This window comes from Pseudomonas sp. RL_15y_Pfl2_60 (assembly GCF_963970595.1).
In the GTDB taxonomy this organism is placed as follows: domain Bacteria; phylum Pseudomonadota; class Gammaproteobacteria; order Pseudomonadales; family Pseudomonadaceae; genus Aquipseudomonas.
This window is the reverse complement of record NZ_CAXAOE010000005.1, coordinates 410,544-435,364: the sequence shown is the minus strand read 5'-3', so window position 1 is coordinate 435,364 and position 24,821 is coordinate 410,544. Positions and strand designations below refer to the sequence as shown.

17 protein-coding genes are annotated in these 24,821 nt (G+C 54.9%); 8 read left to right on the top strand and 9 right to left on the bottom strand.

Going from position 1 to position 24,821, the window contains the following annotated elements; all coding sequences use genetic code 11:
- Window positions 1–107 precede the first annotated feature (107 nt).
- The 3 genes from AACY26_RS16160 to AACY26_RS16150 all read left to right on the top strand — a co-directional run bounded on the left by AACY26_RS16160 (window position 108) and on the right by AACY26_RS16150 (window position 4,796).
- The gene (locus AACY26_RS16160; RefSeq protein ID WP_339515623.1) at window positions 108–923 is read left to right on the top strand and encodes a transporter; all 816 of its coding nucleotides are present in this window, start codon (window positions 108–110) and stop codon (window positions 921–923) included.
- 106 nt (window positions 924–1,029) lie between these two features.
- A complete protein-coding gene (locus tag AACY26_RS16155; protein ID WP_339515622.1) occupies window positions 1,030–3,378 on the top strand; it encodes a sulfatase-like hydrolase/transferase in 2,349 nt (782 codons plus the stop codon).
- A gap of 122 nt (window positions 3,379–3,500) precedes the next feature.
- Window positions 3,501–4,796: a DUF1254 domain-containing protein gene (locus AACY26_RS16150; protein WP_339515621.1), complete on the top strand. Its 1,296-nt coding sequence runs from the start codon at window positions 3,501–3,503 to the stop codon at window positions 4,794–4,796.
- A 406-nt stretch (window positions 4,797–5,202) separates the two neighbouring features.
- Here AACY26_RS16150 and AACY26_RS16145 read toward each other — a convergent pair whose 3' ends face one another.
- The 4 genes from AACY26_RS16145 to AACY26_RS16130 all read right to left on the bottom strand — a co-directional run bounded on the left by AACY26_RS16145 (window position 5,203) and on the right by AACY26_RS16130 (window position 11,870).
- Window positions 5,203–7,593, bottom strand: a complete 2,391-nt coding sequence (locus tag AACY26_RS16145; protein ID WP_339515620.1) for an efflux RND transporter permease subunit — start codon at window positions 7,591–7,593, stop codon at window positions 5,203–5,205.
- A gap of 4 nt (window positions 7,594–7,597) precedes the next feature.
- A complete protein-coding gene (locus AACY26_RS16140) occupies window positions 7,598–8,548 on the bottom strand; it encodes a WD40/YVTN/BNR-like repeat-containing protein (protein WP_339515619.1) in 951 nt (316 codons plus the stop codon).
- A 76-nt stretch (window positions 8,549–8,624) separates the two neighbouring features.
- On the bottom strand, window positions 8,625–9,980 hold the full coding sequence (locus tag AACY26_RS16135) for a DUF1329 domain-containing protein (RefSeq protein ID WP_339515618.1): 1,356 nt from the start codon (window positions 9,978–9,980) through the stop codon (window positions 8,625–8,627).
- A 27-nt stretch (window positions 9,981–10,007) separates the two neighbouring features.
- Window positions 10,008–11,870 carry a DUF1302 domain-containing protein gene (locus AACY26_RS16130; protein WP_339515617.1) on the bottom strand — a complete coding sequence of 621 codons (1,863 nt, stop codon included), beginning with the start codon at window positions 11,868–11,870 and terminating at the stop codon, window positions 10,008–10,010.
- A 373-nt stretch (window positions 11,871–12,243) separates the two neighbouring features.
- On the opposite strand from AACY26_RS16130, the gene AACY26_RS16125 reads away from it, so the two are divergent.
- A complete protein-coding gene (locus AACY26_RS16125; protein ID WP_339515616.1) occupies window positions 12,244–13,260 on the top strand; it encodes an AraC family transcriptional regulator in 1,017 nt (338 codons plus the stop codon).
- Between the two features lie 11 nt (window positions 13,261–13,271).
- Here AACY26_RS16125 and AACY26_RS16120 read toward each other — a convergent pair whose 3' ends face one another.
- Window positions 13,272–14,042, bottom strand: coding sequence for a glucose 1-dehydrogenase (locus tag AACY26_RS16120; protein WP_339515615.1), 771 nt, complete (start codon window positions 14,040–14,042; stop codon window positions 13,272–13,274).
- A 367-nt stretch (window positions 14,043–14,409) separates the two neighbouring features.
- Here AACY26_RS16120 and AACY26_RS16115 point away from each other — a divergent pair, with 367 nt between their 5' ends.
- Both AACY26_RS16115 and AACY26_RS16110 read left to right on the top strand, forming a co-directional pair.
- A complete protein-coding gene (locus AACY26_RS16115) occupies window positions 14,410–15,492 on the top strand; it encodes a zinc-binding dehydrogenase (RefSeq protein ID WP_339515614.1) in 1,083 nt (360 codons plus the stop codon).
- A gap of 615 nt (window positions 15,493–16,107) precedes the next feature.
- Window positions 16,108–17,070 (top strand): class I SAM-dependent methyltransferase, encoded by a 963-nt coding sequence (locus AACY26_RS16110; protein ID WP_339515613.1) that lies wholly within the window; start codon window positions 16,108–16,110, stop codon window positions 17,068–17,070.
- A gap of 32 nt (window positions 17,071–17,102) precedes the next feature.
- Here AACY26_RS16110 and AACY26_RS16105 read toward each other — a convergent pair whose 3' ends face one another.
- From AACY26_RS16105 to AACY26_RS16090, 4 genes are all read right to left on the bottom strand, one after another.
- Window positions 17,103–18,200, bottom strand: coding sequence for a GGDEF domain-containing protein (locus AACY26_RS16105; RefSeq protein WP_339515612.1), 1,098 nt, complete (start codon window positions 18,198–18,200; stop codon window positions 17,103–17,105).
- Window positions 18,201–18,457: 257 nt separating this feature from the next.
- Window positions 18,458–19,753 (bottom strand): TRAP transporter large permease, encoded by a 1,296-nt coding sequence (locus tag AACY26_RS16100; protein ID WP_339515611.1) that lies wholly within the window; start codon window positions 19,751–19,753, stop codon window positions 18,458–18,460.
- Window positions 19,743–20,219 (bottom strand): TRAP transporter small permease, encoded by a 477-nt coding sequence (locus AACY26_RS16095; protein WP_339515610.1) that lies wholly within the window; start codon window positions 20,217–20,219, stop codon window positions 19,743–19,745. The genes AACY26_RS16100 and AACY26_RS16095 overlap by 11 nt, the downstream gene beginning before the upstream one ends.
- 50 nt (window positions 20,220–20,269) lie before the next feature.
- Window positions 20,270–21,268: a DctP family TRAP transporter solute-binding subunit gene (locus tag AACY26_RS16090; RefSeq protein ID WP_339515609.1), complete on the bottom strand. Its 999-nt coding sequence runs from the start codon at window positions 21,266–21,268 to the stop codon at window positions 20,270–20,272.
- A gap of 336 nt (window positions 21,269–21,604) precedes the next feature.
- Between AACY26_RS16090 and AACY26_RS16085 the strand changes: the two genes are divergently transcribed.
- Window positions 21,605–23,083 carry a sigma-54 interaction domain-containing protein gene (locus AACY26_RS16085; protein ID WP_339515608.1) on the top strand — a complete coding sequence of 493 codons (1,479 nt, stop codon included), beginning with the start codon at window positions 21,605–21,607 and terminating at the stop codon, window positions 23,081–23,083.
- Window positions 23,084–23,406: 323 nt separating this feature from the next.
- The gene (locus tag AACY26_RS16080; protein WP_339515607.1) at window positions 23,407–24,792 is read left to right on the top strand and encodes a GntP family permease; all 1,386 of its coding nucleotides are present in this window, start codon (window positions 23,407–23,409) and stop codon (window positions 24,790–24,792) included.
- The last annotated feature ends 29 nt before the right edge of the window (window positions 24,793–24,821 follow it).

Below are 24,821 nucleotides of genomic sequence, written 5' to 3'. Positions count from 1 at the left end.
AGACCTCCATCATATTTACCGCGTCAGTCTAGTTAGCCGGTCTATGCTTGAATTCGTGCCTGCCTAAGGGCATGCACTCATTCAATGATGTGCAGGGAATGAAGTTGATGAACAATAAACTCGCACCGGCAAGCGTATTGGCAGTGTCATCGGTCATGTCATTCGGCAGCAGTACTTACGCGGCGGAAAAAAGCAGCGCAGAGTTGGCCAAGCAACTGGCCAACCCTGTCGCGGCATTGATCAGCGTGCCCTTCCAGTACAACTACGATGAAAACATCGGCCCGGATGATAAAGGCAGCCGCCACACCTTGAATATCCAACCGGTCATCCCGATGGATATCAGTGAAGACTGGAACCTTATCTCCCGGACTATTTTGCCGATAATCGACCAAACCGATATCGCACCTGGGGCTGGTAACCAAAGCGGTACTGGCGATGTGGTACAGAGCCTGTTCCTCTCACCCAAGGCGCCAACATCCAACGGCTGGATCTGGGGTGTTGGCCCGGCGTTTCTCTTGCCCACAGGTTCCGATGACTTGCTCACGGCTGATAAATGGGGCATTGGGCCTACCGCCGTGGCCCTAAAGCAGTCAGGCCCCTGGACCTTCGGCGCGCTGACCAACCATATCTCCAGTGTTGCCGGCGAAGATGACCGCACCGATGTGAGCAGCACGCTATTGCAACCCTTCCTGGTTTACGGAACACCCAATGGCGTGACCTATACCGTCAATACGGAAGCGACGTACGACTGGAAAGGTAATGAAGGTGCCATCCCTATCAACTTTCAAATTAACAAGGTCAGCAAAATTGCTGGGCAAATGATCCAGTACGGTGCTGGCCTGCGTTATTGGGCGCAAAGCACTGAGTCGGGTCCCGAGGGTCTGGCTTTTCGCCTCAACTTTGTTTTGTTGTTCCCCAAGTAAGAATGCCTACTCATGACGCATAGCTAGTGTCATGCAACCACTGACACCCCATTCGAGATTAGGCATTCCACGACCAATCCAACCCCTGAATAAAAGGAATTGTGCAATGAGAATCTGGAACCTACCTGCCGTGGCTATATTGCTGGCAGCCCCTGTGCTATCGATGGCGGCGGAGGTGGCCGACTGGCCAGATCGTAGCGTTCTACCCATTTCGCTATCCCCCTTCAAAGGTAAAATTGGCAAGGACTACACCCAAACCAAGGATGACTGGCAACAGGTACCAACAGCCCCAGAGGGCGCCCCCAATGTGCTGGTGGTGCTGCTCGACGACGTCGGTTTTGGTCAGACCAGCACCTTTGGCGGTTTGATCCCGACACCGAACCTGGACAAGCTGGCTTCCGAAGGTTTGAAGTTCAACCGATTCCATACCACGGCTATCTGTGGCCCATCACGCGCAGCCTTGCTTACCGGGCGCAATCATCACGATGCAGGTAATGGTTTCTTGATGGAGTGGGCGACAGGCCTACCTAACTACAGCACCATGATCCAGCGTGACACAGCGACCATTGGTGAGGTTCTCAAGGACAACGGCTACAGCACCTCTTGGTTCGGCAAAAACCACAACACACCAGACTGGGAAAGCTCGGTTGCCGGTCCTTTTGACCGTTGGCCAACCGGCTTGGGTTTTGAATACTTCTTCGGTTTCAACGCCGGTGAAACCAACCAGTACTACCCGACTATTTTCGAGAACACCAAAGCTGTAAATCCGGACAAGTCACCTGAAGAGGGTTACCACTTCATGACTGACATAACGGATCGAGCCATTGCCCGTGTGCGCTACTCCAAAAGCATTGCGCCCAACAAGCCGTTCTTTATGTACTTTGCCCCCGGCGCCATGCATGCCCCGCACCAGGTATCCAAAGAGTGGCGCGACAAGTTCAAGGGCAAGTTCGACATGGGCTGGGACAAATACCGCGAGGTGGTTTACCAGCAACAGCTTGATATGGGCATCATCCCTAAAGGCACAAAACTTACGCCACGGCCTGAATGGGTGCCGGCATGGGACTCATTGTCTGCTGATCAGAAAAAACTCTATACCCGCCTGATGGAAAACTACGCCGGTTTCTTTGCCTTCGCCGACCACGAAATTGGCCGCCTGTTGGATTCGATCAAGCAACTGCCTGATGCCGACAACACCATGGTGATTTACATCGCAGGTGATAACGGCGCTTCGGCAGAAGGTGGCCCGGACGGCACTGTAAACGAGATCAAGGCGCTCAATGGACAGCCAACCACCATTGAGGAAACCCTCAAGCGTTACGATGAAATCGGCGGCCCTAATACTGAGCCACATTATCCCGTAGGCTGGGCGTGGGCAGGCAACACGCCGTTTCAGTGGGTTAAACAGGTGGCCTCGCACCTCGGCGGCACACGCAACCCAATGGTGGTTTCATGGCCGGCCAAGATCAAGCCAGACTCGCATCCCCGCGACCAGTTTCTGCACTTGGTCGACATAGTGCCGACCATTCTTGAAGCAGCACACCTGCCAATGCCGACCAAGGTAAACGGTGTTGAGCAAAAGCCTCTTGCCGGTGCATCGTTTCTCAGTGCATTTACCGACGCCAAGGCTCCATCGCCTCGTGACGAGCAATACTTCGAGGTCTTGTCCAACCGTTCGGTTTACTCCAATGGCTGGAAAGCTGATGCGCAGCACACTCTGCCTTGGCGCCAAGACCTTGCTCCAGGCAATTGGGACAAGGACAAATGGGAGCTTTATAACCTCGACGAAGACTTCAGCGAAGCTAACGACTTAGCTGCGCAGATGCCTGAAAAAGTAGAGGAAATGAAGAAGAAGTTTGACGAATTGGCAACCAAATACAACGTCTATCCATTGGACGACCGTGGCGCTGCCCGCCTGGCCGTGCCTAAGCCTGGTGTACCCGGCTCGGACCCTAAAGCCAAGCAGTACACCTACTATGCTGGGGCAACTCATTTGCCAGAAACCGCAGCACCACAGATGAAAAACCGCTCCTGGACTTTAACTGCAGACATTAAAACCGAAGGTGCGAAAACAAGTGGCGTGATCATGGCCTTCGGGGGTGTCGCAGCAGGCATTTCGATCTACCTCGATAAAGGTGTGCCGGTATTCCATTACAACTGGTTTGAAGAAAATCGCTACATAATCAAAGGCGACAAGCCACTGCCAGCAGGCAAATCCACACTCAAGGTCGACTTTGTCTACGATGGTGGCGGTGCTGGCAAAGGCGGCATGACAACCATCTCGCTCAATGGCAAGAAAGTCGCTGAAGGTCGTGTCGACAAAACCGTGGCAGGTCGCTTTGGTATTGATACGTTCGGCATCGGCGAAGACAGCGCCCAGCCCGTAGTAAACACCTACAAGCCCCCATTCCCGTTCGAAGGTGAAATCGAAAAAGTAGTGATCGACCTCAAATAAGGGCGGCTCACCTACTTATAAGCTGCGCCCAACACCTAGCCGTGCGGGCTGCAGCTGTATGTTTCCTGAACCACTCAGGATGCGTTAAGTACAAGATTAATGAAGCACTACAGGAAGTTCACATGAAAAGAACCATATTTGCCGCCACCTTGTTTTCACTGGCGATTCCAGCCTTCGCCCAGATTCCGGACAAGGTTGCGCAAGACGCCTACATCTACGCCTACTCGATTGATGAGGCCTACAAGTTTTTTTATAAAACGGCGGTCAAGACCGATACCCCACTGAATCGCTTCCAGAACATCAGGCACCTGGCCGATGACACCTACACGGATCACCCGACCATCAACAACGACACCCTACACCTCATGGGCTGGCTGGATGTGGCCTCTGAACCTGTGATTATCAGCGTGCCAAACATGGACAAGGGCCGCTACTGGATCTTGCACACCATGGACATGGGTCACTACACAACATCGATGATCGGCTCGCGCACCCGTGGCACCGAAGGCGGCAATTTCATGTTCGCCGCTACCGATTGGAAAGGTGAAGTACCTCCCAGTGTGGACGAGGTGGTACGGGTTGACTCTAACCTGATCAAGCTCATGGGGCGGATCATGGCCACCGGGCCAAAGGATGAAAAGGTAGCGCTCAACTATATGGATGACTGGAACGTGCGAACGCTTTCGGCCTACCTAGGTCTGCCTGGACCGAAAGAAAAACAGCGAACCTACCCCGATCCGGAAAAGACTAACTGGCTACAACGAGTCAACTACGTGCTCTGCGACGGCAACATGGGCAAGGCTGATAAAATGTGGCTGGACCAGTTCACTTCTGTCGGCCTCAAGCCGTGCAAGGAAGACTTCACCCAGGATCAACTCACCGCTGCGAAAAAAGGCGAAGAACTGGGCATGAAGCACATCAAGGCACTCGCGCCGAAAATGACCGACTCCACCAAGTTACTGGGCACCCGTGAACAGCTTGGCGATGGCGCACGTGACCTGTTCGCCGAAGGCACATACCTTGGCCAGTGGGGCCTGCCGCCAGAGGAAAGCACTTACCTCAAATCGGAAACGGGGAGCGACGGCAAGCCAGTCAACGGCTCCAATGGCAAGACGTACCGTATGCACTTCAAGGCTCCAGACGCTAGCCAGTTTTGGTCATACACCGTATATGGGTCCGACAACCGACTCATGGCCCATAACGAACTGAACCGTCATAGCCGTGGCGACCGCACCTTGAAGCCGGACGCTGACGGGATGTACACCATCGAGCTTGCTGCCAAAGGAGACGCTAGCAACCCTAATTACTTGCCGATCCCTGAGAAGGACGCCTACATCATCTTGCGTATGTACGGCCCTAGCAAAGACGTGCAGAAAGGCAGTTATAAATTTCCGCCTCTGCAAGTGGTCAAGCCTTAACTGTCTCGCTGCCCGGTAGCTCACACCTGCAGAGCTATCGGGCAGCTTCACTCATTGAATTCATTGCGCATAGGAAGCGCGATGATATGGCCCCTCCCAAACTGACCTCGCTGCGCCCCATCTGCCCGAACACTCGATAAATCGCCACTGATGCGGTCGATCCCCCTCCCCTGCACCACGTTGCTACGCGCGCCAGCACAGCCTAGCCATAGGTATGTGGATCTGTTCATTGTTGCCATAGATGATGCGGGCCAACGCTGTTTCAAGGCCGGCAATCCAGATGGTCGATCAATACAGCAGGCTAAAGCGCCGTAGCCTTGTTCGACAGCCCACATTCTTGCACCACCAAACAACAGGCAAAAAAAAGCGGTAGCCAGTTAAGCTACCGCCTTGCTCAATAAACAGGTCAGTGTTTTTGGTGAGCAGTCGGCTTGATTAACCAAGCCGCCAGAGCAGGCAGAAGCAAGATCGCCCCGAACATATTTACCAGGAACATAAACGCCAGCAGGATGCCCATGTCCGCCTGGAACTTCAGGGTTGAAAACGCCCAGGTAGCAATCGACAAGGTCATGGTCACAGCGGTAAATACCGAAGCGGTACCACGTTGCTTGAGCGACTCAACAAAGGCCTCGCGCAGGTCCAGATTGCGCTCATGCATTTCGTGTTTGATTCGCTCAAACAAGTAGATGCCGTAGTCCACGCCCACACCAACACCCAAGGCAACCACCGGCAAGGTATTGACCTTGACGCCAATCCCAAGGAAGGCCATCAGCGCGTTACAGAGCACGGTTACCAATGCAAGAGGAATGATCACGCACAGGGTAATGCGCAGTGAGCGGAACATGATCAGGCAAAGAATGCTGACTGAGGCGAACAGCGCGATATTCACCAGTTTGTCACCGGCATGCACCACTTCGTTGGTCGCTGCCATCACGCCGACGTTCCCAGAAGCCAGCTGAAACTCGATTTCGTCGCTGTCGTATGCGGCCTTGAAGGCTTTAACCTTGTCCATCAATTTACTGATGGTGTCGGCTTGGTGATCCTTGGTGTAGATAGACACCGGAATCGCGTTACACGCCGAGTTCATGTACTCGGTGCCAACCCGAGTTGCAAAGCCAACACCCTGGGCGATTTGCGGCGTCGACTCAGGCAGCACGCGCCACTTCAAGTCAGTCTCGGCATAAGCCTGGGTTACGTTGTTGACGAAACCCGACAGGCTGCGCACCGAAGACACACCATCGTCTTGACGCAAGTAGAGCTCGAACTCGCTAATCGGGTCGAGAACTTCACGCTTAACGCAGGGTGTTTCATCGCCCTGCGCCTTGACGATGATCTGCAACAGGTCAACACCAATGGCGAACTCACTGGTAATCATGGCTACGTCCTGGTTATACCGCGAATCAGGACGCAACTCAGGCACGCCAGCGCCCAGGTCTCCCACATGCAGCTTGCGCGCTTCATTCAGGCCGAAAGCCAGCAAGCAGGCAGCAATCAATAATGCAACGGTTGCACCACGGCGCGTCGCCAATACCCCTAGCTTTTCCCACAAGCCTGCGCCCATGGTTTCTTTACCGCGCAGGCGCTGGGCGTCATCAGACGACAAGCGCATGAACGAAAGCAAAATCGGCAGCAGCATTTTATTGGTGATGATCATCACCGAAACGCCGAGGGTGGCGGTGATTGCCAGCTCGCGAACCATTTCGATATCGACGACCGCAATCACCACAAAACCCAGGGCGTTCGCCAGCAAGGCCACCGCGCCCGGGATGAACAGTTTCTGGAAGCAATTGCGCGATGCGGTGACACCGTCGGCACCATGCAGCGTTTCAAGTTTCCAGGCGTTGGTCATCTGCACCGCATGGGAGACCCCGATCGAGAAGATCAGGAACGGCACCAGGATCGACATCGGATCAAGCGTGAGTCCAACCAGCGGCAACAAGCCCAGCAGCCAAACCACCGGGACCACCGCGCAAATCAACGCCCAACTGGTCAGCATCATTGAGCCGGAGTACCAAAACAGCAGTACCGCCGTGATCAGGAATGCAACGATGAAAAACACCATGACGCCCGAGGCGCCTTCGGCGATGTCGCCAATCGACTTGGCAAAACCGATGATATGAATACTGACATCATCGGTCTGGTTTTCTTGGCGAATGGCTTCGAGTTTCTTGGCGACCGTTTGCAGATCAAGACGCTCGCCTGTTTCCGGATCGTTTTCCTGCAGGTTGGCCACAACCATCGCCGAAGATAAGTCATTGGAGACAATCCGCCCGACCCAGTCTGACTTCAGTGTGCGCTCACGTACCTGGGCGATTTGCTCGGGCCGTCCCGCATAATCGGACTCAACCAGGTTTCCGCCTGTAAAACCGTCCTCGACAACCTCGGTATAACGGACGTTGGAGGTGAACAGCGAGGTGACCGAGCTACGCTCAACACCGTTGATAAAGAACACTTCATCCGAGACTTTGCGCAGGATGCTCATTGCCTCAGGCGTGAAGACTTCGCCCTTTTTGTTCTTCACCGCCACCAACACTTTATTCGCGCCACCGAAGTCCTTTTGATACTCAAGGAAGGTCTTCATGTATTCGTGGTGCAGCGGGATCATCTTGAAAAAGCCCGCCTCAATCTTCAATTGAGTGGCGCTGTAGCCAAGGCCAAGGGTGATCAAAATGAATAACGCCAACAACGGCTTGCGCTGATGGAAAATCCAATAGGAAAGCTTGCCAACGATGCCGCGGGAAAAATCCTTGCGGTCAAGTTGGTCGGCGCTTTTTACAGTCTCTTCATGCTTTTTCACGTAGTTACTCCTGGCGCCCGGCATTGATGGTCATCACGCCACGGTCGCCAACCGCCACAACCCGACCCTCGTTTAATTGCAAGGCCTTGGCCAAATTTGCCTGGGTTGCAGCAAGACGCTGGAACTGTTGGCCCTGGTCATCACTGGCCATAAGCAAACCACTGTTGCCTAACAGCACAATGCGCCCGGACTTAAGCTGCAACCCGCCATTGAAGGCTATGGTGGTGGCCGTGTCAGTCTTGGCCCAGGTGGCTCCCATATCTGTTGAGCGCCAGACGTTGCCGCGCATACCGAACAGCAAGAGGTCACCCGATGCGGTTTGCAATGCACCGAAGTAACTGCCTTGGTAAGGACTCTCCAGGCGCTGCCAGGTCATGCCGCGATCAGCAGATACCGCGAGAGTTGCGCTTTCACCGACCAGTAGCCAGCGACCATCCTTCAGCGCAATGACTTGTGAAATATGGCGATCGAAGTCGGGGTCGATAATACTGATTCGCTGCCAGCTGGCACCTGCATCATCAGAGACCAGATAAAGCCCGAACGAACCCCAAGTGACCATGCGCCCCTGTCCCATGGAAATGACGCCTAACAGCGCATCGCCATTGGTGTCGGCCTCAACCGGTTTCCAGGATTGACCACCATCCTCGGTGCGCAAGACCACCCCGCCGTGACCAACAGCCACGCCGACTTCAGGGCTGTCAAAGGCAACCCCGGTCAGGGTTCTGTTGCTCGGCGTACGAATGCTTTTCCAGGTCTTGGCGGCGTCAGCAGACAACATGACCACACCGCGCTCACCCACGGCTACGAGCTGCTTGCCACTATCGACGATGTTGAGCAGCAACACGCGATTAGGGTGAATCGGATAATCAAGCGGAGCTTTCTCAGCCCAGCTCAGGCCGCTGGCCAAGGCCAGACAGAGCCCCGCCAGACATGACAAGTGGCGTAAAAACAACATAAAGGTAAACCTGTATAGCTAACGCACAGGCTTCCATGAAGGAAGCCTGTGCTGTGCTGGAAAGACGTCGAAGGTGTTACTTACCCAAGCGGCGCAGTGCGTCCGGCTGGAAGTCAACGTAACGACCCTTGATCCCGAATTTCCATGGCGTGGACTCTTCGTTGGCCAGGCCGGCCAAGTAGTAACCACCGTTGCTCAGGTCATGCCAGATGTTGGCGCGATACCAAGGCACTTGGGCATCGTAGAATTGGATCATCGGGTGCACACCAATGCGCCACAGAGTGCCGCGGGTGTCATATGCATCCGAAGCCACTACGGTCCAGGAGTCCTCGTCGAGGTACATGGTCCGCTTGCCGTAGACGTGCTTGGCATCTTTACGCAGCGTGCCTTCGACCACCCATACGCGGTGCAGCTCGTAGCGCATGTAATCCGGGTTCGGCGTGTTTGGTGTAAGGATGTCCTTGTATTTGACGTCCTTGGAACCAAGTTTGTAATCGTTGTACGGGATGTACATTTCTTTCTTGCCGACCAGTTTCCAGTCAAACCGGTCAGGCGCACCGTTGTAGCCGTCAAAGTCGTCAGTTACCCGCAGGCCTTCTGTACCGTCGTTGACGTTGTCGTAGGCAAGATCAGGAGCGCGACGAACACGGCGCTGGCCAGTGTTGTAGATCCACGCATTACGTACTTCTTTTACCTGATCGATAGGCTCATGCACCAACTGCACAGTACCGGCCAAGGTCGCAGGCGAGAGGAAGCGCGCGGTGTAGTTAAGCAAGCGGTTGTCCGATTGCTTGTCCATGTTGGCATCAAATACGCGATTCTCTTTGATGCGCAGGTTGTAGTAATCACCGCTGCCACGCACCGGGAACGAACTGTAGCTACGCTCAAGACCACCACCCAGATAACGCACGGTATGGTTCCAGATAGCCTCTAGACCATTCTTCGGGATCGGGAACGGCGTCGTCGAACCATTGAGGTTGACCAGGCCGAAGCCATTAAGCTCAGCATTAACCGCTTCTTGCTTGACCTTGGCCGCTACATCAGCCGGGACCATGGCGGTACGGTGAGTGGTGTACACCGGCATTTTGAAACTTGGGTACTTGGCCAGCAACGCCTGCATGCCCGGGGTTACTTTGTCTTTGTACTGGGCCAGGTTAGCCGCAGTAATGGTAAACAACGGCTTCTCGTCAGCGAAGGGGTCAACATAGCCATTAGTCGCACTCCAACCCGCAGGTGGCTGAGCCATACCGCCGGTGTAAGCAGGAATGGAACCGTCGGCGTTACCCGCCATCTCGCCACCCAGCGGAGTCAGGTCAGCGCCCAGGCGCGCGGCTTCATCGGCAGTAATTTTAGCCTGCGCGGTACCGCTCAGCGCGAGCAGTACAGCAACAGTGAGTCCACCCATTCGAGCAGAATTTATTTTATTTATCATTTACAGAACCTCTGGTTGTTCTATTTGTTAGAAGCTATAGCTGTAGCTAGCCGCATAGAAATCACGGTCGTGCAGCGGATCGTATTGAGCGCTGTTATCAAAGCTGACATAGCTCAAGTCGATTTTTTGCTGCTTGTTGTAATCCAAACTCAGGCCGATCGATGTGGTGAGTCGACCCTCGTTGAACTGGCCATCCATCGACACGCCGTCCACATCCTGACCGAGGAAGACAAACGGTGAAGCCGTAATGCTGGTGCCAAATACGTTGTTGTAATCCAACTGCCCGCGCAGGCGATAACCCCAGGCGAAGTCGGTTACATAACCATCGTTTTTACAGCCTTGTGGGCTGCTGTTAACCAGACCTGCAACCGGGTTTGAACAGGTGCTGCCACCAGCCGGAATAGATGGATCCGAGCCCAGTCCGTAGATAAAGCCACGGCCATAGCGACGATCACCCTCACCTTGCGGCACGTTGTTCCACTGGAATCCAACCTCACCCACCACGGTCAGGTTTTGTGCGCCCAGCACGTTTGGATAGAGGTTTACGCCGTTGATTTGGAACTGGGTCTTTTCATAACGATCCCAGCCTTCAACCATGGACGCGCCTTCCAGCAATACCGCTTGCTGCAATTCAGCCACAGGACCAATGCCACCTATCGCACCGTTCAATAGGTCAGCACCGTTTAGCTGTACCGGTTGGTTTGGCGAGTAGCTCAGCTCACTGCCAATCGACCAGCCGCCAATTGCGGTGGTGAAACTGGCGCCAAACAAGCGGATATCTTCTGGGTATTCCCATGCTGGTCCAGGTGTCTGGCCCGTTGCGCCAACCACAACTGATTGCGCGCCATCGAACTGCTTCGGCGAACCTGGGTTGCCGTTACGAATGCTCAGGTATGGCGTGCGCGAGTGGTAGTTCATGTAGTACAGGCCGAGCTCGCCATCCAGCGCATCGACTGGAATACGGAAGGACAAGCCCCACTGACCGCTATCGCTTGGCTTGTCGCCCTTGTACTGAGGAACATAACGGCCACTATTGATGCGGTCTGCAGACGTACCAGCGCCGCCCAGCAAAGTACCTACATCGCAATCGCCAAATGACTGGCCGATATTGCTTTCGGTCACCGACCAGTAATGGCCGCAACCTTCAACCTCGGTGCTTTCATACTTGAGCTGGTAAAAGGCTTCCATCGAAATGCCTGCTGGCAAACCGATATTGAGGTAGCCCATCCAAACGGGGATCAGCGCTTCTTTAAGCTCGGTACCTGGACGGCGAAGGGCTGGAACGTCGAGCGGGTTAATCTGGTTGATGCCTTGGATATAAAGGCTCTCACCCCAGTTAACGACCTGACGACCCAGGCGTGCCTGAACCGGAGTGTCATCAAAATAAAAGGTGTTATAGACATAGGAGTCGAGCAGATACAGGCCCTTGTACTTTTGCAGGTCGCTGTAGCCGTCATCGTCTAGTGGCTTCTTTTGATAGCCGTTGGAGATATTGCCGTAATTTACATCTTCATGGTCGAGGGTGTAGTCGTACCAGCCTTTGACACGAATGAAGCCACCCAGGTCGCCATTGCGCATCGACAAATCGGTCACGAACTTGCCAATGGTTGAGAAACGGTCACCCTTGTCGTAGTTGAGGTTGCCAGCATCGACAGGACCACTTGTGCCGCCGGACTTACCGACAGAGGCACCGTTGAATCCGTTATACAGCGCGCTGTCTTGATCTTCGGCCCGCCACTGCGAACCAATAGTAAGCGTGGTGTTCCATTGCCCTTCCCAACCGTTTTCAGTCTGGAAAGAAATGGCATTTGCAGAACCAGCGCTTACACAGGCGACCGCGATGGACAGCGGTTTTAGCAAGGCACAGAAATTCAATTTATTGTTATGCATTGGCGACCTCCGGGTGCGCTCTTGCCCTCGGCACGTTCTGCGCGCCTGGGATGAGCATTTTTGTTGTTGCCAACATTATGCTTAACCACCCGTCGAACAAATTTGTCGCCACATGACACATTTTTGTCTTTAGCTGTCATGATCAAGTCGAAACATCCAATACCCGACAAACAGCTGTCGCCTCGTCTGGACCGGGCCTTTTGAGAACCAAAGAGTCGCGTTTCGACTGCAAGGCCAGAGAGAAATCCGCAACAACCCCTGATTTGCCATATCAGCAGGTTGCATGGAAAATTCACGCCACGCAGTGGCGCCAAGCAGCCATAGCGCCCATAGTCACCTGCATTGACAGACAGCAACGTGCCACTCGGAACTCATGACAGCACTCATACGAATTACATCGCTTACAGGCTTCCCTGATCTCGTTCGCGAGCTTGGTGGCGACCCCGATGTAATGCTCAAGCGTTTCAATATCGAACCGCACTTGCTCGAGAGCATTTCGGCCGTCATTTCGTATCGCTCAATGATTAACTTGCTGGAATACTCGGCAGAACAATTGAACTGCCCGGACTTCGGCCTGCAGCTAGCAGAAAGACAAAGCATGATGATTCTTGGGCCATTGGCGGTTATTGCCCAAAACTCTTCAACCGTGGGCGATGCCCTGCAAGAAATCGCGAAGTTCCTGCATATCTACACCCCAGGCATATTGCTTGAACTCGACACCAAGACCGACCCAACGCGCCCGCAGCTACTTTTAGACGTTCATCTGCCAGGCCTGAATCGTCTACGACAAATAACCGAGCTGTCCCTGGGCGTGGCCCACAAGACCCTGCAAATGCTGTTTGGCAGTAATTTCAAAGCCGACTCAATCATGATGCGCACGACTACAAACTTGCCGCAAACGCGTTACCAGCGGTTTTTTAGCACGCACGTCTACTTTGGCCAGTCCTGTAATGCGCTGGTTCTTCGGCATGAGCACTTGGGTAAAGTTATTGATCAACACAACCAAGAGCTGCGTGACACACTGGTTGAATATGTCAGCACCATCAGCGATGCCAATCCACTGGATATCTGCAACCAGGTCGAACAACTGATATTGCGTTTACTACCAACCCAGCGCTGCAGCCTGCCGTTGATTGCCGAACGACTGGGCATGCGCGAGCGCTCCCTGCAACGCAGGCTGTCAGAACGCGAGATTTTATTCGAAGAGTTGGTTGATCAAACGCGCAAGGAGTTGGCGGACCGCTACCTGATAGAAGCACAGATGCCCATGGCGCAAGTGGCGGGCCTGTTGGGATATGCAGAGCAGAGTTCGTTTAATCGTGCCTGCAGGCGCTGGCATGCTACGTCGCCCAAAGAGCGACGTAAGCAGTTGCGCCAGACTGAGTTATGACACGTCTGTACTTAGTGGCAAGCGTAGCCGCCGTCGACAACCATCTCGGTACCCGTAACATAGATAGAATCATCGCTGGCTAGAAACACCACCGCACCGGCTACTTCATCAGGCTTACCGAGACGCTTAAAAGGGATTTCCTGCATTAAGCGCGCTTGAAACTCCTGCCCGGCCTCTTCGCCAATGACCTGGGTGGCACCTGCCACCAACGGCGTTTCAATATAGCCTGGATGCAAGCTGTTGACCCGGATCGGGTAACCCTTGGCCGCGCAATGCAAGGCAACAGACTTGGACAGAAAGCGAACACCTGCTTTCGAGGTGCTGTAGGAAAGCGCAGCAGGCTCGCCACAGATCGCCGTAATCGATGACATATTGATAATTGAGCCACCGCTGGCTTTCATCAATGGCAACGACTGCTTGCAACCAATAAACACACTGCGCAGGTTCACATCCATGGTGCGATCAAAATCGCTCAGGGTGCAATCCTCGATGCTGCCAGGGATAACCATACCCGCGTTGTTGACCAGCACATCGAGACGCTGCTCATTGCCACGAATCACATCCAGCACGCGCGACCAGTCTTCTTCGCTGGTGACGTTGTGGGTGCTGAAAACCACATCCAGGCCCTGCTCACGCAACTCCACTTCAGCGCGCTTCCCGGCCTCGGTATTGATATCAGTGAAATAAACCTTGGCGCCTTCAGCTGCAAGACGGCGGGTAAAAGCCAAGCCCATGCCTGAGGCAGCGCCGGTCACTAGAGCGATCTTATTTTGTAAACGCATTTGCGACTCCTCATATGCCCCCAGAGGATTTAAGGAGGCGAATCTGTAATCAAGCTACATATTCACGCTTGGCAAAGAGTTTGCGCTGGGCATTTCACGACGAATACTTGACATATAGCGCCAATCCAAAACAGCGCCACCCCTGACGCCAAATGCTAAAAAACAACGGTCTAATGACAATTACAGGTTTCTACTTCAGCCCAATATCCAAAGTAATCGCACCTCAATCTCATTGCAGAAATGCTATCTAGCCGCCGCTTAGGCACGGCTTTACAGGTTTAACCGCGGGTGCGAAGCCAACCGGCGCTCAAAACAATAACCAGCATCCTGTGGTGCCCTTGGCACCATGGGTCAATAAGGAACTGCCATGAAAGCCGCAGTAGTTATAGACAAAAAGCTCACCATTGAAGACATTGCTGAACCAATCCCAAGGCCACACGAATTAGTTGTCAGTTCATTGGTTTGCGGCGTTTGCGGCAGCGACCTGCACTGTGTGCATAGCGCCAAAGAAATGAGCGACTCCAGCCTGCGCGCATTAGGCAAAGCCATTGTTGATCCCAGCCAACCGATTTCCCTGGGTCATGAATTTTGTGCAGAGGTTCTTGAACCGCTCAAAGGCGATTCACGCTTTAAAACCGGCGACCGCGTTGTGGCCTTGCCGTTTTTGGCGCGCGAAGAAGGCATGACTTTTATCGGATCGGCGCCCACCGATATTCCCGGTGGTTTCGCACAGCGCATGATCATCGACAGCCGCATGGCTCTTGCGGTCCCCAATGGGCTGAGCAGTGAAATAGCGGCGCTTACCGAACCCATGGCGGTGGCGCTGCATGCAGTCAACCAAGCCAAAGTGACTCAGCGTGATGTACCACTTGTGGTCGGTTGCGGTCCCATCGGCCTGGCTATCATCGCCGTGCTGAAAATGCGTGGTATTCAGCCGATCGTTGCGGCTGACTTTTCGGCTGGACGCCTAGCCCAGGCGAAAAAACTCGGCGCCGATGTGGTGGTTGACCCGCGCCAGCAGTCGCCGTACGCAGCCTGGGAACAAGCAGCCAAGACCGATGATGCCGAGCTGTTCGGTGCTATATCGCCAATGCTCGGCGGTGCGGGGCGTCGCCCATCGGTAATTTTTGAATGTGTAGGCGTGCCTGGCATGATCCAACAGGTCATGGCTGGGGCGGTCTACGGCGCGCGCATCATGGTTGTAGGGCTGTGCATGCAGGCAGACCAGATTGAACCGGTGTTTCCGGTGATGAAGGAGTTGAACCTGGGCTTTGCCAGCTTCTATTCAGGCGAAGAGTTTGCCCAAACCCTGCACCACTTGGCCGAAGGTGAACTCGACGCCAGCGCGATGATTACTGACGATTTGCCTCTCTCGCAAATCGCTGATGCTTTCGAGCAACTGGCCACGCCACAGGATCAAATCAAGATCATGATTCGTCCGAACGCATAGGGCTTATCGCTCGCGCACGGATACAGGCTGCACGCGATGGTTTATCGCCGCGTGTGCATGCCTGTGTGGGACGAAGAATTAGAAGTGAGTCAGCACGCGTAAGCATCTCGATGCCGGATATGGCCGTGAGACAGCAAAGTTGAAGTGGGGATGATGACAATGCAGGTCGTATCTGCAGCGCGATTGCGCCATGGCGACAAGCGGACATCACAGCTCACGCTGTATCGCCTGTGCTGCCTGAGGAGAACGCAGAATCAGTGACTGCTGAATACTTGGGCGATGCTGACGCTGTAGTTAACAGGTTTTTTAGCCTGAACATCTGCTTTTATAGCCCAGGCGCTGCCCAGGAATACACTCACAAGCGACAGTACAATTAGATGATTGCGCATAATAGGATTTCCCCTTTTAGGGATTTACTTGTTATTTGACCTGAATATTCGCACTCCCCCTTCCTGACTAATTGTCTTTTGCTGCCAGCCAATTGTCATTTGCCGACAGCTTTAACGCTCTTCAGCAGCCCATCGCGACAGGACACGACTGTGGCGCTCGAAATTTTCCAACCCGATCATGCACTTGCCTTTAAAATGCCCTGCACTCTCCAAAACGTCGTGACTTATGAACCCAGCAGCATTGAACACGCTCAACACCCAACTGATCGAAGCCCTGAAAACAGCACCTGCTGAAACACGGCGTCTGTTTCATGGCCGTGGTCGCTTGTGGGCGGGGCTTGAGCACGTCACGGCTGACTGGCTGCAAGGCGTGTTATTGGTGTCGCTGTTCCGTGAGCCTGGGGCAGATGAGCTCGCGGCGCTCAAGCAGGAGCTGCAGCAACTGACTCAATCAGCGGCCTGGCAAGCCAGCCAAGCGCAGACTTTGCTCCTGCAGCACCGCTACCTGCCAGACAGCAGCATGGAAGTACTGCATGGGGAAATGGTTGATGAGCGCGTGATCAGTGAAGACGGCCTGAACTACCTGCTCGATCTAGGCAAAAAACAAAACAACGGCTTGTTTCTCGACATGCGCTTCGGCCGCAAATGGGTGCGCGAGCATGCAAAAGGCAAGCGCGTGTTGAACCTATTTGCCTACACCTGCGGTTTTTCCCTGGCCGCGATTGCTGGTGGGGCCGAGCATGTGGTCAACCTGGACATGGCGCGTGCGGCCTTGAGTCGTGGTCGTGATAACCACCGCTTGAACCAGCACGACATGAGCCGGGTAAGCTTTCTCGGTCACGAGTTGTTCAAGTCCTGGGGCAAGGTCAGCAAACTTGGCCCCTATGACTTGATCATTATCGACCCGCCGTCATTCCAGAAAGGCAGCTTTGCCTTGAGCAAGGATTACCAGCGGATCATCCGCCGCCTGCCAACGCTGCTGACCGAGAATGGCCTGGTGCTGGCCTGTGTCAACGATCCTGATGTGGGTCCGCAGTTCCTGATTGATGGCATGGCCAGCGATGCTCCAAGCCTGCGCTTCGAGAAACGCTTGGACAATCCGCCAGAGTTCGCCGACATAGACCCTGACAGTGGCTTGAAGGCACTGGTGTTTAGCCAACCAACAGTGGCCGGGCAAACAGCTCAATAGCCTGCGACCAGCTGATCCACACCCATGAACGCTTAGGCGTTGGCACCGCCGACCAGATCTGCCTGCACCCCAACTTGGTCGGCCGTCACCAACTGGTTACGACCCTGTTGCTTGCCGTAATACAGGCGCCGGTCTGCGCAGCGATAGAGTTCATCCACACTGCGTCCATCGCTTGGCCATTCAGCCACGCCAAAGGTCGCCGACAGTGGAATCTGTTGCTTACCGTATTGCAGGGGCGAACTGGCCAGTTGATTGCGCAAGTCCTCGACCAAGGGCTTGGCACCTTTGAGGTCGGTATTGCGCAGCAGCAAACCAAACTCTTCGCCGCCCAACCGCCCCATGCTGTCGGTGACTCGCAAGCGCTCTAAAATGGATGAACACAGGTGCTGCAATGCCAAGTCACCCGCTACATGCCCCCATTCGTCGTTAACCTGCTTGAAGTGATCGACATCCAAAATGACCAAGACAAGGGCCAGATTGCTGCGCTCAGCCTCGTGAATACTACGCTCCAGCGCCTGCTGGAAGCAGCCGCGACTGTCGACGCCAGTCAAGGCATCGGTCTGCGCCAACCGTTCAAGCTGACGATAGGCTTGCGCACGCAGGGTTTCATAAATGTGTACAAAAGCGATAGTCAGCAGGCCACAGAGTATTGCGTTGCCTAAATCGATCATGCCACTGGCATCAAGGGTGTAGCGGTGCTGCTGGAAGTACAACAGCGTCGACACCAGCATGAACGGCACAGCAACCAGGAACCCACGAGCCCGCCCCAGCAGGAGATAGCTGAGCAATGGAATCATATAAATCCACACGAATGCGGTCGCAGACGCTTCAGGCATGACAATGATGTAGACCAGAAAACATGAGGTCGGCAGGACGTAGAGATACACCCAAGGGGTCAAGTGTCGGGTATACACAATCCGCCAGCCGCCCAGCACCAGCAGCACCGAGGCGCATATCTCGAACAGGGCGAACAGATGATTGCCGGAAAGAAACTGCAGCAGCGCAAAACCACTGAGCGTAATGCCGGTCGCGATCAAAATAATGCGCATCATCATACGCTTGCTGGCGTCTTCGATTCCCGAAGCAATCAGCTCGTCATTAATGCGGTGCTGGGGGCGCAACAGTGACATCCTTTTATCCTGACCGGCTGGGCGACTTTATCAATTTATAGCACTACGATAGCGTCATAATTATCAATTGCCACTATCCAAATTGAAGCTTTGATAGGCCTATAAACATAACCACACAGGCCACAGAGCGATCAGCACAGAAAATCACCTCGGCGCGAACAACTAACTTATGCAGTTCCTCTGCTCGCCCCAGCGGTTGCCGTTGCACCTGACGCCGCGCTTGCGAAGGCAGAGGCGCGGCAGTCGATCATTGCAATTTAAACCGCATAGCCGAGCACACGCGGTAACCATAGTGCAATTTCCGGGAACACAGCGACCAACACCAGCGCGCTGCCCATCACCAACACGAATAACAGCGCCCAACCGACCGTTTGCTCAAGGCGTATCTTGGCAACCTCAGCCGTCACCATCAGGTTGATCGCAACAGGTGGAGTGAACTGCCCAATAGCGATATTCATCGCCAACAGAATGCCGAACCACACCGGGTTCCAACCAAAATGCTGCATGACCGGAATCAGGATTGGCATCAGGATCAGGTAAATAGATATCGCATCGAGCAACATCCCCGCGAGCAATACTGCAACCATCACCAATATCAACAACACCGTGCTGTTGTCCGATAGCGAGATCAGCCATTCAGCCAAATGGCGGAATGTACCGAGCATGGTGCCCGCCCAGGCGAAGATCCCGGCCAGAGCAATAATCAGCATCACCACGCCTGAGATCAGCGCCGCTTCACCGCATAGTTTCCACAGGCTGCGCCAGTCGAGATCACGGGTGATAAACAAGCCAATCGCCACACCATAGGCAACGCCCACCACAGCCGCTTCAGTCGGAGTGAACAGGCCGCTGCGCAGGCCGCCGAGAATGATGACCGGGGCAAACAAGGCGGGCAGCGCTTGTTTGAAACTTGCCAAAATCGGTGGCCGCTCGGCGCTGTCGGGTGACTCCCAACCGTAATGGCGCGACAACAACCACGCAGGCAGCAGCAACACCAGGCCCGCGATGATTCCCGGAAAGAGACCGGCAGCAAACAACGCACGCAGATCAACACCCGGCACCACGATCGAATACAGAATAAGAGCAATCGAAGGCGGTATCAGAATCGCAGTCGAGGCAGAGGCCGCAATCAGCGTTGCAGAAAAGGGTTTTGGGTATCCGGCCTTGGTCATGCTCGGCAACATCACCATGGCCACGGCCGCGGCATCGGCCGGACCGGAGCCGCTCATGCCGCCCATGATCAGGCAGACCAGGATCGCAACCAGCGCCAGGCCGCCATGACGTGGCCCGATGAGCGCCTGGGCAAAGCGCACCAGGCGCAGGGCCACACCGGCCTTTTCAAACACCAAACCGGTGAGGATAAACAACGGAATCGCAATCAGCGGGTATTTGGCGACACCGTTATAGGTGTTGGTGCCCAATGTCGCCAACATATCTGGCGAAAGACCAGCAACAATGCCGATAGCACCGGAAAGCCCCAAGGCAAACGCAACGGGAACACCGAGCACCAATAAACCGATGAAGCTGACAATCAACACCATATCAGGGCTCATCGCTGAGTCTCCCGCGCAGCCGATCAAGGCTCATCTGGGTCAGTCGAAATGCCATAAACAGCGCCAACACCGGCAACCACACCACATACCACCAGTTGGGCAAGCCCAAGCCCGGTGATTCAGAATCCCATTGATATTCCTCAAGCGCGAATTGACCGCCATACCAGACAATCAAACCCAGCACCGTTATCGCTGCCAGCCACTGCACAAAGATCAGCGGTGTACGCAGACGCGGGAACATGCGTTCGAGCATACCGATGCGAATGTGCCGATTACGCCGTAGCGCCGCAGAGGCACCGGCAAAGGTCAGTATCACCAGCAGGAACACTGAAAACTCTTCAGTGAATGCAAAAGATGCGTTGGTGAAATAACGCACCACCACGTTAGCCAGGCTGATCAGGCTGATGATCACCAGCGCCAACGTCGCCAGCGCACGCTCTATGCGTGCGTCCGGTTGTTTATTCATAAAAACCTCAAACATACCCGCAAGTTTGAAGGCCTGCGGGTCACATAGGATCAGGGCTTGGCGATGGCGTCTTCGGCAGCCTTCATCAACTCAGGACCGATTTTCGGCGTCCAGTTTTGCTTAACGCTTTGCGTCGCCTCAACGAAGGCGCTGCGTTCAGCATCACTGAGCTCAACCACTTCCACGCCACGCGAGCGGATATCGGCCAAACGTTGTGCTTGCTGACCACGGGACAACTCGATTTCCCACTTACCCGCGTCCAGTGCAGCTTGACGCAGCAGTTCACGGTCAGCTTCCGGCAAGCCTTTCCAGACACGCTGGTTGACCGCAAAGATCAGAGGGTCCGCCATGTAGTGCCACAGCGTCAGGTACTTTTGACCGACCTGATCGACCCGCGCCACATCGAACACCGAGATTGGGTTTTCCTGGCCATCGACCGCGCCAGTGGTCAATGCAGGCTTGGCATCGGACCAGCTCATTTGCGTCGGGTTGGCACCCAGCGCAGAGAAGGTATCCTGGAACAACGGAGAGCCCACCACCCGGATTTTCAAGCCTGCAAGGTCAGCCGGTGCGCGTAGCGGCTTGACCGAGTTGGACAGTTCACGAAAGCCGTTTTCCCCCCAGGCCAACGGCATGATGCCGCGCTTCTCGATCGCACTGAACGCCATCTTGCCCGCCTCGCCCTGAGTAATGGCGTCGAGGTCTGCGTTGTCCTTCATCAAAAAGGGTACGGAGAACAGGTTGAGTTCCGGCACCTGTGGCGACCAGTTGATGGTCGAGCCAACCGCCATATCAATCAGCCCCGAGCGCATTGCCGAAAACTCTTTGGTCTGGTCGCCAGCAACCAATTGAGCGTTCGGATACACCCGCAGGGTGATGCGCCCTTCAGAGCGTTCCTTGACCAGGTCCGCCCATTTCTGCGCAGCTTGGCCCCATGGGAAGGCATCTGAGAGAACGGTTGAAACTGAGTATTCGCGCGCCTGGGCAGTCATCGCAATAGACAAAGCAGCGGCAGTTGCAAGCAACGTAAAGCAACGGGGAAATTTCATCGGGCATCCTTGATGTGGATCGATATCGTTTTTTTATTTAATAGGGTTCAAGGCTCGATCACAGTATTCAAAACGATGATCGGCAGATCCAGCGGCGAGCGGATGAGTCGCCTGGGTGTACCGGGTTGGCACCAAATGCACGCATTTATGCGTTGAACCCCCTCGTTTGACCTTTTGAGTCGCGAGTGGCTCGCTAGCGGCGAGCGCATAGCCTACTAACTATCTCAAATGCCTGCACAAAGCGCCATTATCAAAAGGCATGATGCGCCGGCTTTGGACAACAGGGTCCGGCGCTGGCCATAATCGCCAGATTGTCTTATCAGGATGCTGCTGGCGATGACTATTTCCCGCGAAGACCTCGACCATGATGGCTTGATCGTCGGCGTCTCACCCGAGCGCTTTCGCGCCGTGGCCATGCCGCTGCTGTTCGACCACCTGAATGCACAGTGCGAAGGCACCATCGCAGTCAATCGCCAAGCGCGAATTGTATGGATAAACGACAAGTACGCGCAGAAGGTTGGCATCAGCGATGTCCGTTCTGTATTGGGCAAAGAAATCGAAGAGGTTCTACCCGCCAGCAGGCTGCGGGAAGTCGTCGAAAGTGGTCAACCGAGCATGCTTGACCTGATGGCATTCGGCGATGAGCACTTTGTGGTGACCCGGATTCCGCTCTGCGATGAAGACGGCACCTTGGTTGGCGCCTTGGGGTTTGTCCTGTTTGACCGCGCCCGCCATCTAAAACCATTAATGGCCAAGTACAACGTTCTGCAGAATCAGTTGCTTGCCACTCAGCATGAACTGGCCAAGGCCCGGCGAGCACGCTACACCATCGCCGGCTTTATTGGTGCCAGCCACGCGGCCAGCGAAGTCAAACGCCAAGCCCGGCGCGCTGCTCAGCTGGATGCAACTGTGCTGCTTCGTGGCGAAACCGGCACTGGCAAAGAACTGCTCGCCCAAGGCATCCACAATCTCTCGCCACGCGCCAACGGTGCCTTTGTTGCGGTCAATGTCGCGGCGATTCCGGAAACCTTGGTCGAAGCGGAGTTATTCGGCACGGCTCCTGGCGCTTACACAGGCGCAGATCGCAAAGCCCGGATTGGCAAGTTCGAACTGGCCGATGGCGGCACCTTGTTCCTCGATGAAATTGGCGACCTGCCCATGCCATTGCAGGCCAAATTACTGCGGGTACTGCAAGAGCAGGAAGTCGAGCCACTGGGCTCTAATCAGGTAAAGCCCTTGAGCGTACGGGTTATCGCCGCCACCCATATCGACCTGGAAGCCAAGGTTGCCAACGGACAGTTCCGTGACGACCTGTATTACCGCCTCAATGTACTGAGCCTGAAAGTGCCTGCGCTGCGAGAGCGCCGAGAAGATATTCCTGCGCTGGTCGAGCACCTGCTCGATGACATCGCCAATCGCTCGGGGCAGCCCCCCATGGAACTGACCGAAGGCGCCCTGCAACTGCTGAGCAGGCAGTTGTGGCCGGGTAATGTACGCGAGCTACGCAACTTGCTGGAACGGGTGCAATTAGCGGCCGAAGGCACCTTGCTCGATGCGCAATTGATTCAACCACTACTCGGTTCATTCACCCCGAGCGCCTCTGCGCCTGCCGATGTACCAATCCGATCGACACTGCCATCGAACGCGCACCAGCCGACACCATTGGCTCACAGCCTGGCACATGCGGAACGCCAAGCGCTGCAGGTGGCCCTTGACGCCTGCTCCGGTAACCGCAGGCAAGCGGCAATTCATTTGGGAATATCGCGCGCCAGCCTGTACAACAAATTGCAGCAGCATGGTTTGGCCGAGCGCTGACTGCGCCAAACAGCGAGCCGTTTAATGTCTAAAAAACTAGACACATCACTCGCTATTCACTCCAACATCTAAGACATGCCTAATTAAATGGACACATTTAGCCAGCACAACTCCAGGTTTTAACGCTAATTACTGCTGCTCTTTAATGCTGGAAAGGCCGGCTCTTGGGGGCCTGCACCTAAATACAACTAAAGTCTTGAACCACTTGGCACAGCTTTCGCTCTAGTGAACCTGGGATGTGCGTATGCCTGTTTGTGACGCACAGCTTTGGCCGGCCCGCCAAACAGAGCGGCGCCTAAAACAACAACAAAAAGGAATGACCTATGGGTACCCTTGGTATTCTGATTTCGCTCGCACTGTTGATGTACCTCGCGTATCGCGGCATCAACGTGCTGATCCTCGCCCCATTGCTTGCCCTGCTGGCGCTGCTGTTTTCCGGCGAAGCCAGCATGCTGCTGCCCACCTACACCCAAGTATTCATGAAGGCCATGGGCGGCTATGTGATCCAGTTCTTCCCGTTATTCTTGCTCGGGGCATTATTCGGCAAGTTAATGGACGACTCGGGGTCTGCTCGCGCCATTGCCCACGGCATCGTCGCTAAAGTCGGCAGCGAGCGTGCCATTCTGGCCATTGTGCTGGCCTGCGGCATTCTCACTTACGGCGGCGTCTCATTGTTCGTGGTGGCATTCGCCGTGTATCCAATTGGCGCCGCACTGTTTCGCGAGGCGGGTATTCCCAAGCGCTTGATCCCGGGCGCAATTGCCCTGGGTTCATTTACTTTCACCATGACCGCACTGCCGGGCACTCCGGCAATTCAGAATGCGATTCCCAATCCGTTCTTCGGCACCGACGCCTTTGCTGCGCCGGGCCTGGGGATTATTGCGGGCGCCATTATGTTTGGTTTAGGCACCTGGTGGCTGACCGCTCAAGCGCGCAAACTCAAAGCAGCCGGTGAAGGCTACGGCGAACACCAGGATGATCCGGTTCTGGAGACGCACGCCTACACACCGAGCTTCTGGCTGGCACTGCTGCCCATACTGCTGGTTATTGGCCTGAACTTCCTGATGGCCAAGCAAATCTTGCCGAATATCGATGCCAGTTACTTGGCCAAGCCTGAGTTTGGTGGTTTGTCTGACGCTAAATCCCTGATTGGCATCTGGGCGATTATCGTGGCCTTGGCCGTCGCTGTTCTGCTGCTGATTGTGCTGCACTGGAAGCGCTGGATGGACCTGAAGAAGACCGTCAACGACGGCTCATTTGGTTCCATGTTGCCGATATTGAATACCGCAGCCGAAGTCGGTTACGGCACGGTTATCGCCTCCCTCGCCGGTTTTGTGGTGATCCGCGACCTGGTCCTCGGTGTATCTGATAACCCGCTGATATCTGAGGCGGTTGCCGTGAATATCCTGGCGGGTATCACTGGCTCGGCATCTGGCGGTATGTCCATCGCCCTTAAAACCCTCGGCGAACAGTACATGACGCTGGCCACCTCGGCAGGCATCAGCCCGGAACTCTTACACCGCGTCGCGGCAATGGCATCAGGCTGCATGGACACCTTGCCGCATAACGGCGCGGTCATCTCCTTGCTGGCGATCTGTAAGCTCACTCACCGCGAGTCGTACAAGTTCATCTTCGTCAATACCGTGGCCTTTCCAATGCTTGCCTTGGTGGTGGTGATTACCCTCGGCACCCTGTTCGGCAGCTTTTAAACCATAACCATGCCGGGGCTACCGACCTC

Bases quoted from the DNA above. Each gene is read 5' to 3' on its own strand.
- AACY26_RS16150 (WP_339515621.1), top strand. From the start codon at position 3,501: ATGAAAAGAACCATATTTGCCGCCACCTTGTTTTCACTGGCGATTCCA.
- AACY26_RS16080 (WP_339515607.1), top strand. From the start codon at position 23,407: ATGGGTACCCTTGGTATTCTGATTTCGCTCGCACTGTTGATGTACCTC.
- AACY26_RS16090 (WP_339515609.1), bottom strand. From the start codon at position 21,268: ATGAAATTTCCCCGTTGCTTTACGTTGCTTGCAACTGCCGCTGCTTTG.
- AACY26_RS16105 (WP_339515612.1), bottom strand. From the start codon at position 18,200: ATGTCACTGTTGCGCCCCCAGCACCGCATTAATGACGAGCTGATTGCT.
- AACY26_RS16130 (WP_339515617.1), bottom strand. From the start codon at position 11,870: ATGCATAACAATAAATTGAATTTCTGTGCCTTGCTAAAACCGCTGTCC.
- AACY26_RS16085 (WP_339515608.1), top strand. From the start codon at position 21,605: ATGACTATTTCCCGCGAAGACCTCGACCATGATGGCTTGATCGTCGGC.
- AACY26_RS16115 (WP_339515614.1), top strand. From the start codon at position 14,410: ATGAAAGCCGCAGTAGTTATAGACAAAAAGCTCACCATTGAAGACATT.
- AACY26_RS16095 (WP_339515610.1), bottom strand. From the start codon at position 20,219: ATGAATAAACAACCGGACGCACGCATAGAGCGTGCGCTGGCGACGTTG.
- AACY26_RS16135 (WP_339515618.1), bottom strand. From the start codon at position 9,980: ATGATAAATAAAATAAATTCTGCTCGAATGGGTGGACTCACTGTTGCT.
- AACY26_RS16125 (WP_339515616.1), top strand. From the start codon at position 12,244: ATGACAGCACTCATACGAATTACATCGCTTACAGGCTTCCCTGATCTC.
- AACY26_RS16100 (WP_339515611.1), bottom strand. From the start codon at position 19,753: ATGAGCCCTGATATGGTGTTGATTGTCAGCTTCATCGGTTTATTGGTG.
- AACY26_RS16155 (WP_339515622.1), top strand. From the start codon at position 1,030: ATGAGAATCTGGAACCTACCTGCCGTGGCTATATTGCTGGCAGCCCCT.
- AACY26_RS16120 (WP_339515615.1), bottom strand. From the start codon at position 14,042: ATGCGTTTACAAAATAAGATCGCTCTAGTGACCGGCGCTGCCTCAGGC.
- AACY26_RS16110 (WP_339515613.1), top strand. From the start codon at position 16,108: ATGAACCCAGCAGCATTGAACACGCTCAACACCCAACTGATCGAAGCC.
- AACY26_RS16140 (WP_339515619.1), bottom strand. From the start codon at position 8,548: ATGTTGTTTTTACGCCACTTGTCATGTCTGGCGGGGCTCTGTCTGGCC.
- AACY26_RS16160 (WP_339515623.1), top strand. From the start codon at position 108: ATGAACAATAAACTCGCACCGGCAAGCGTATTGGCAGTGTCATCGGTC.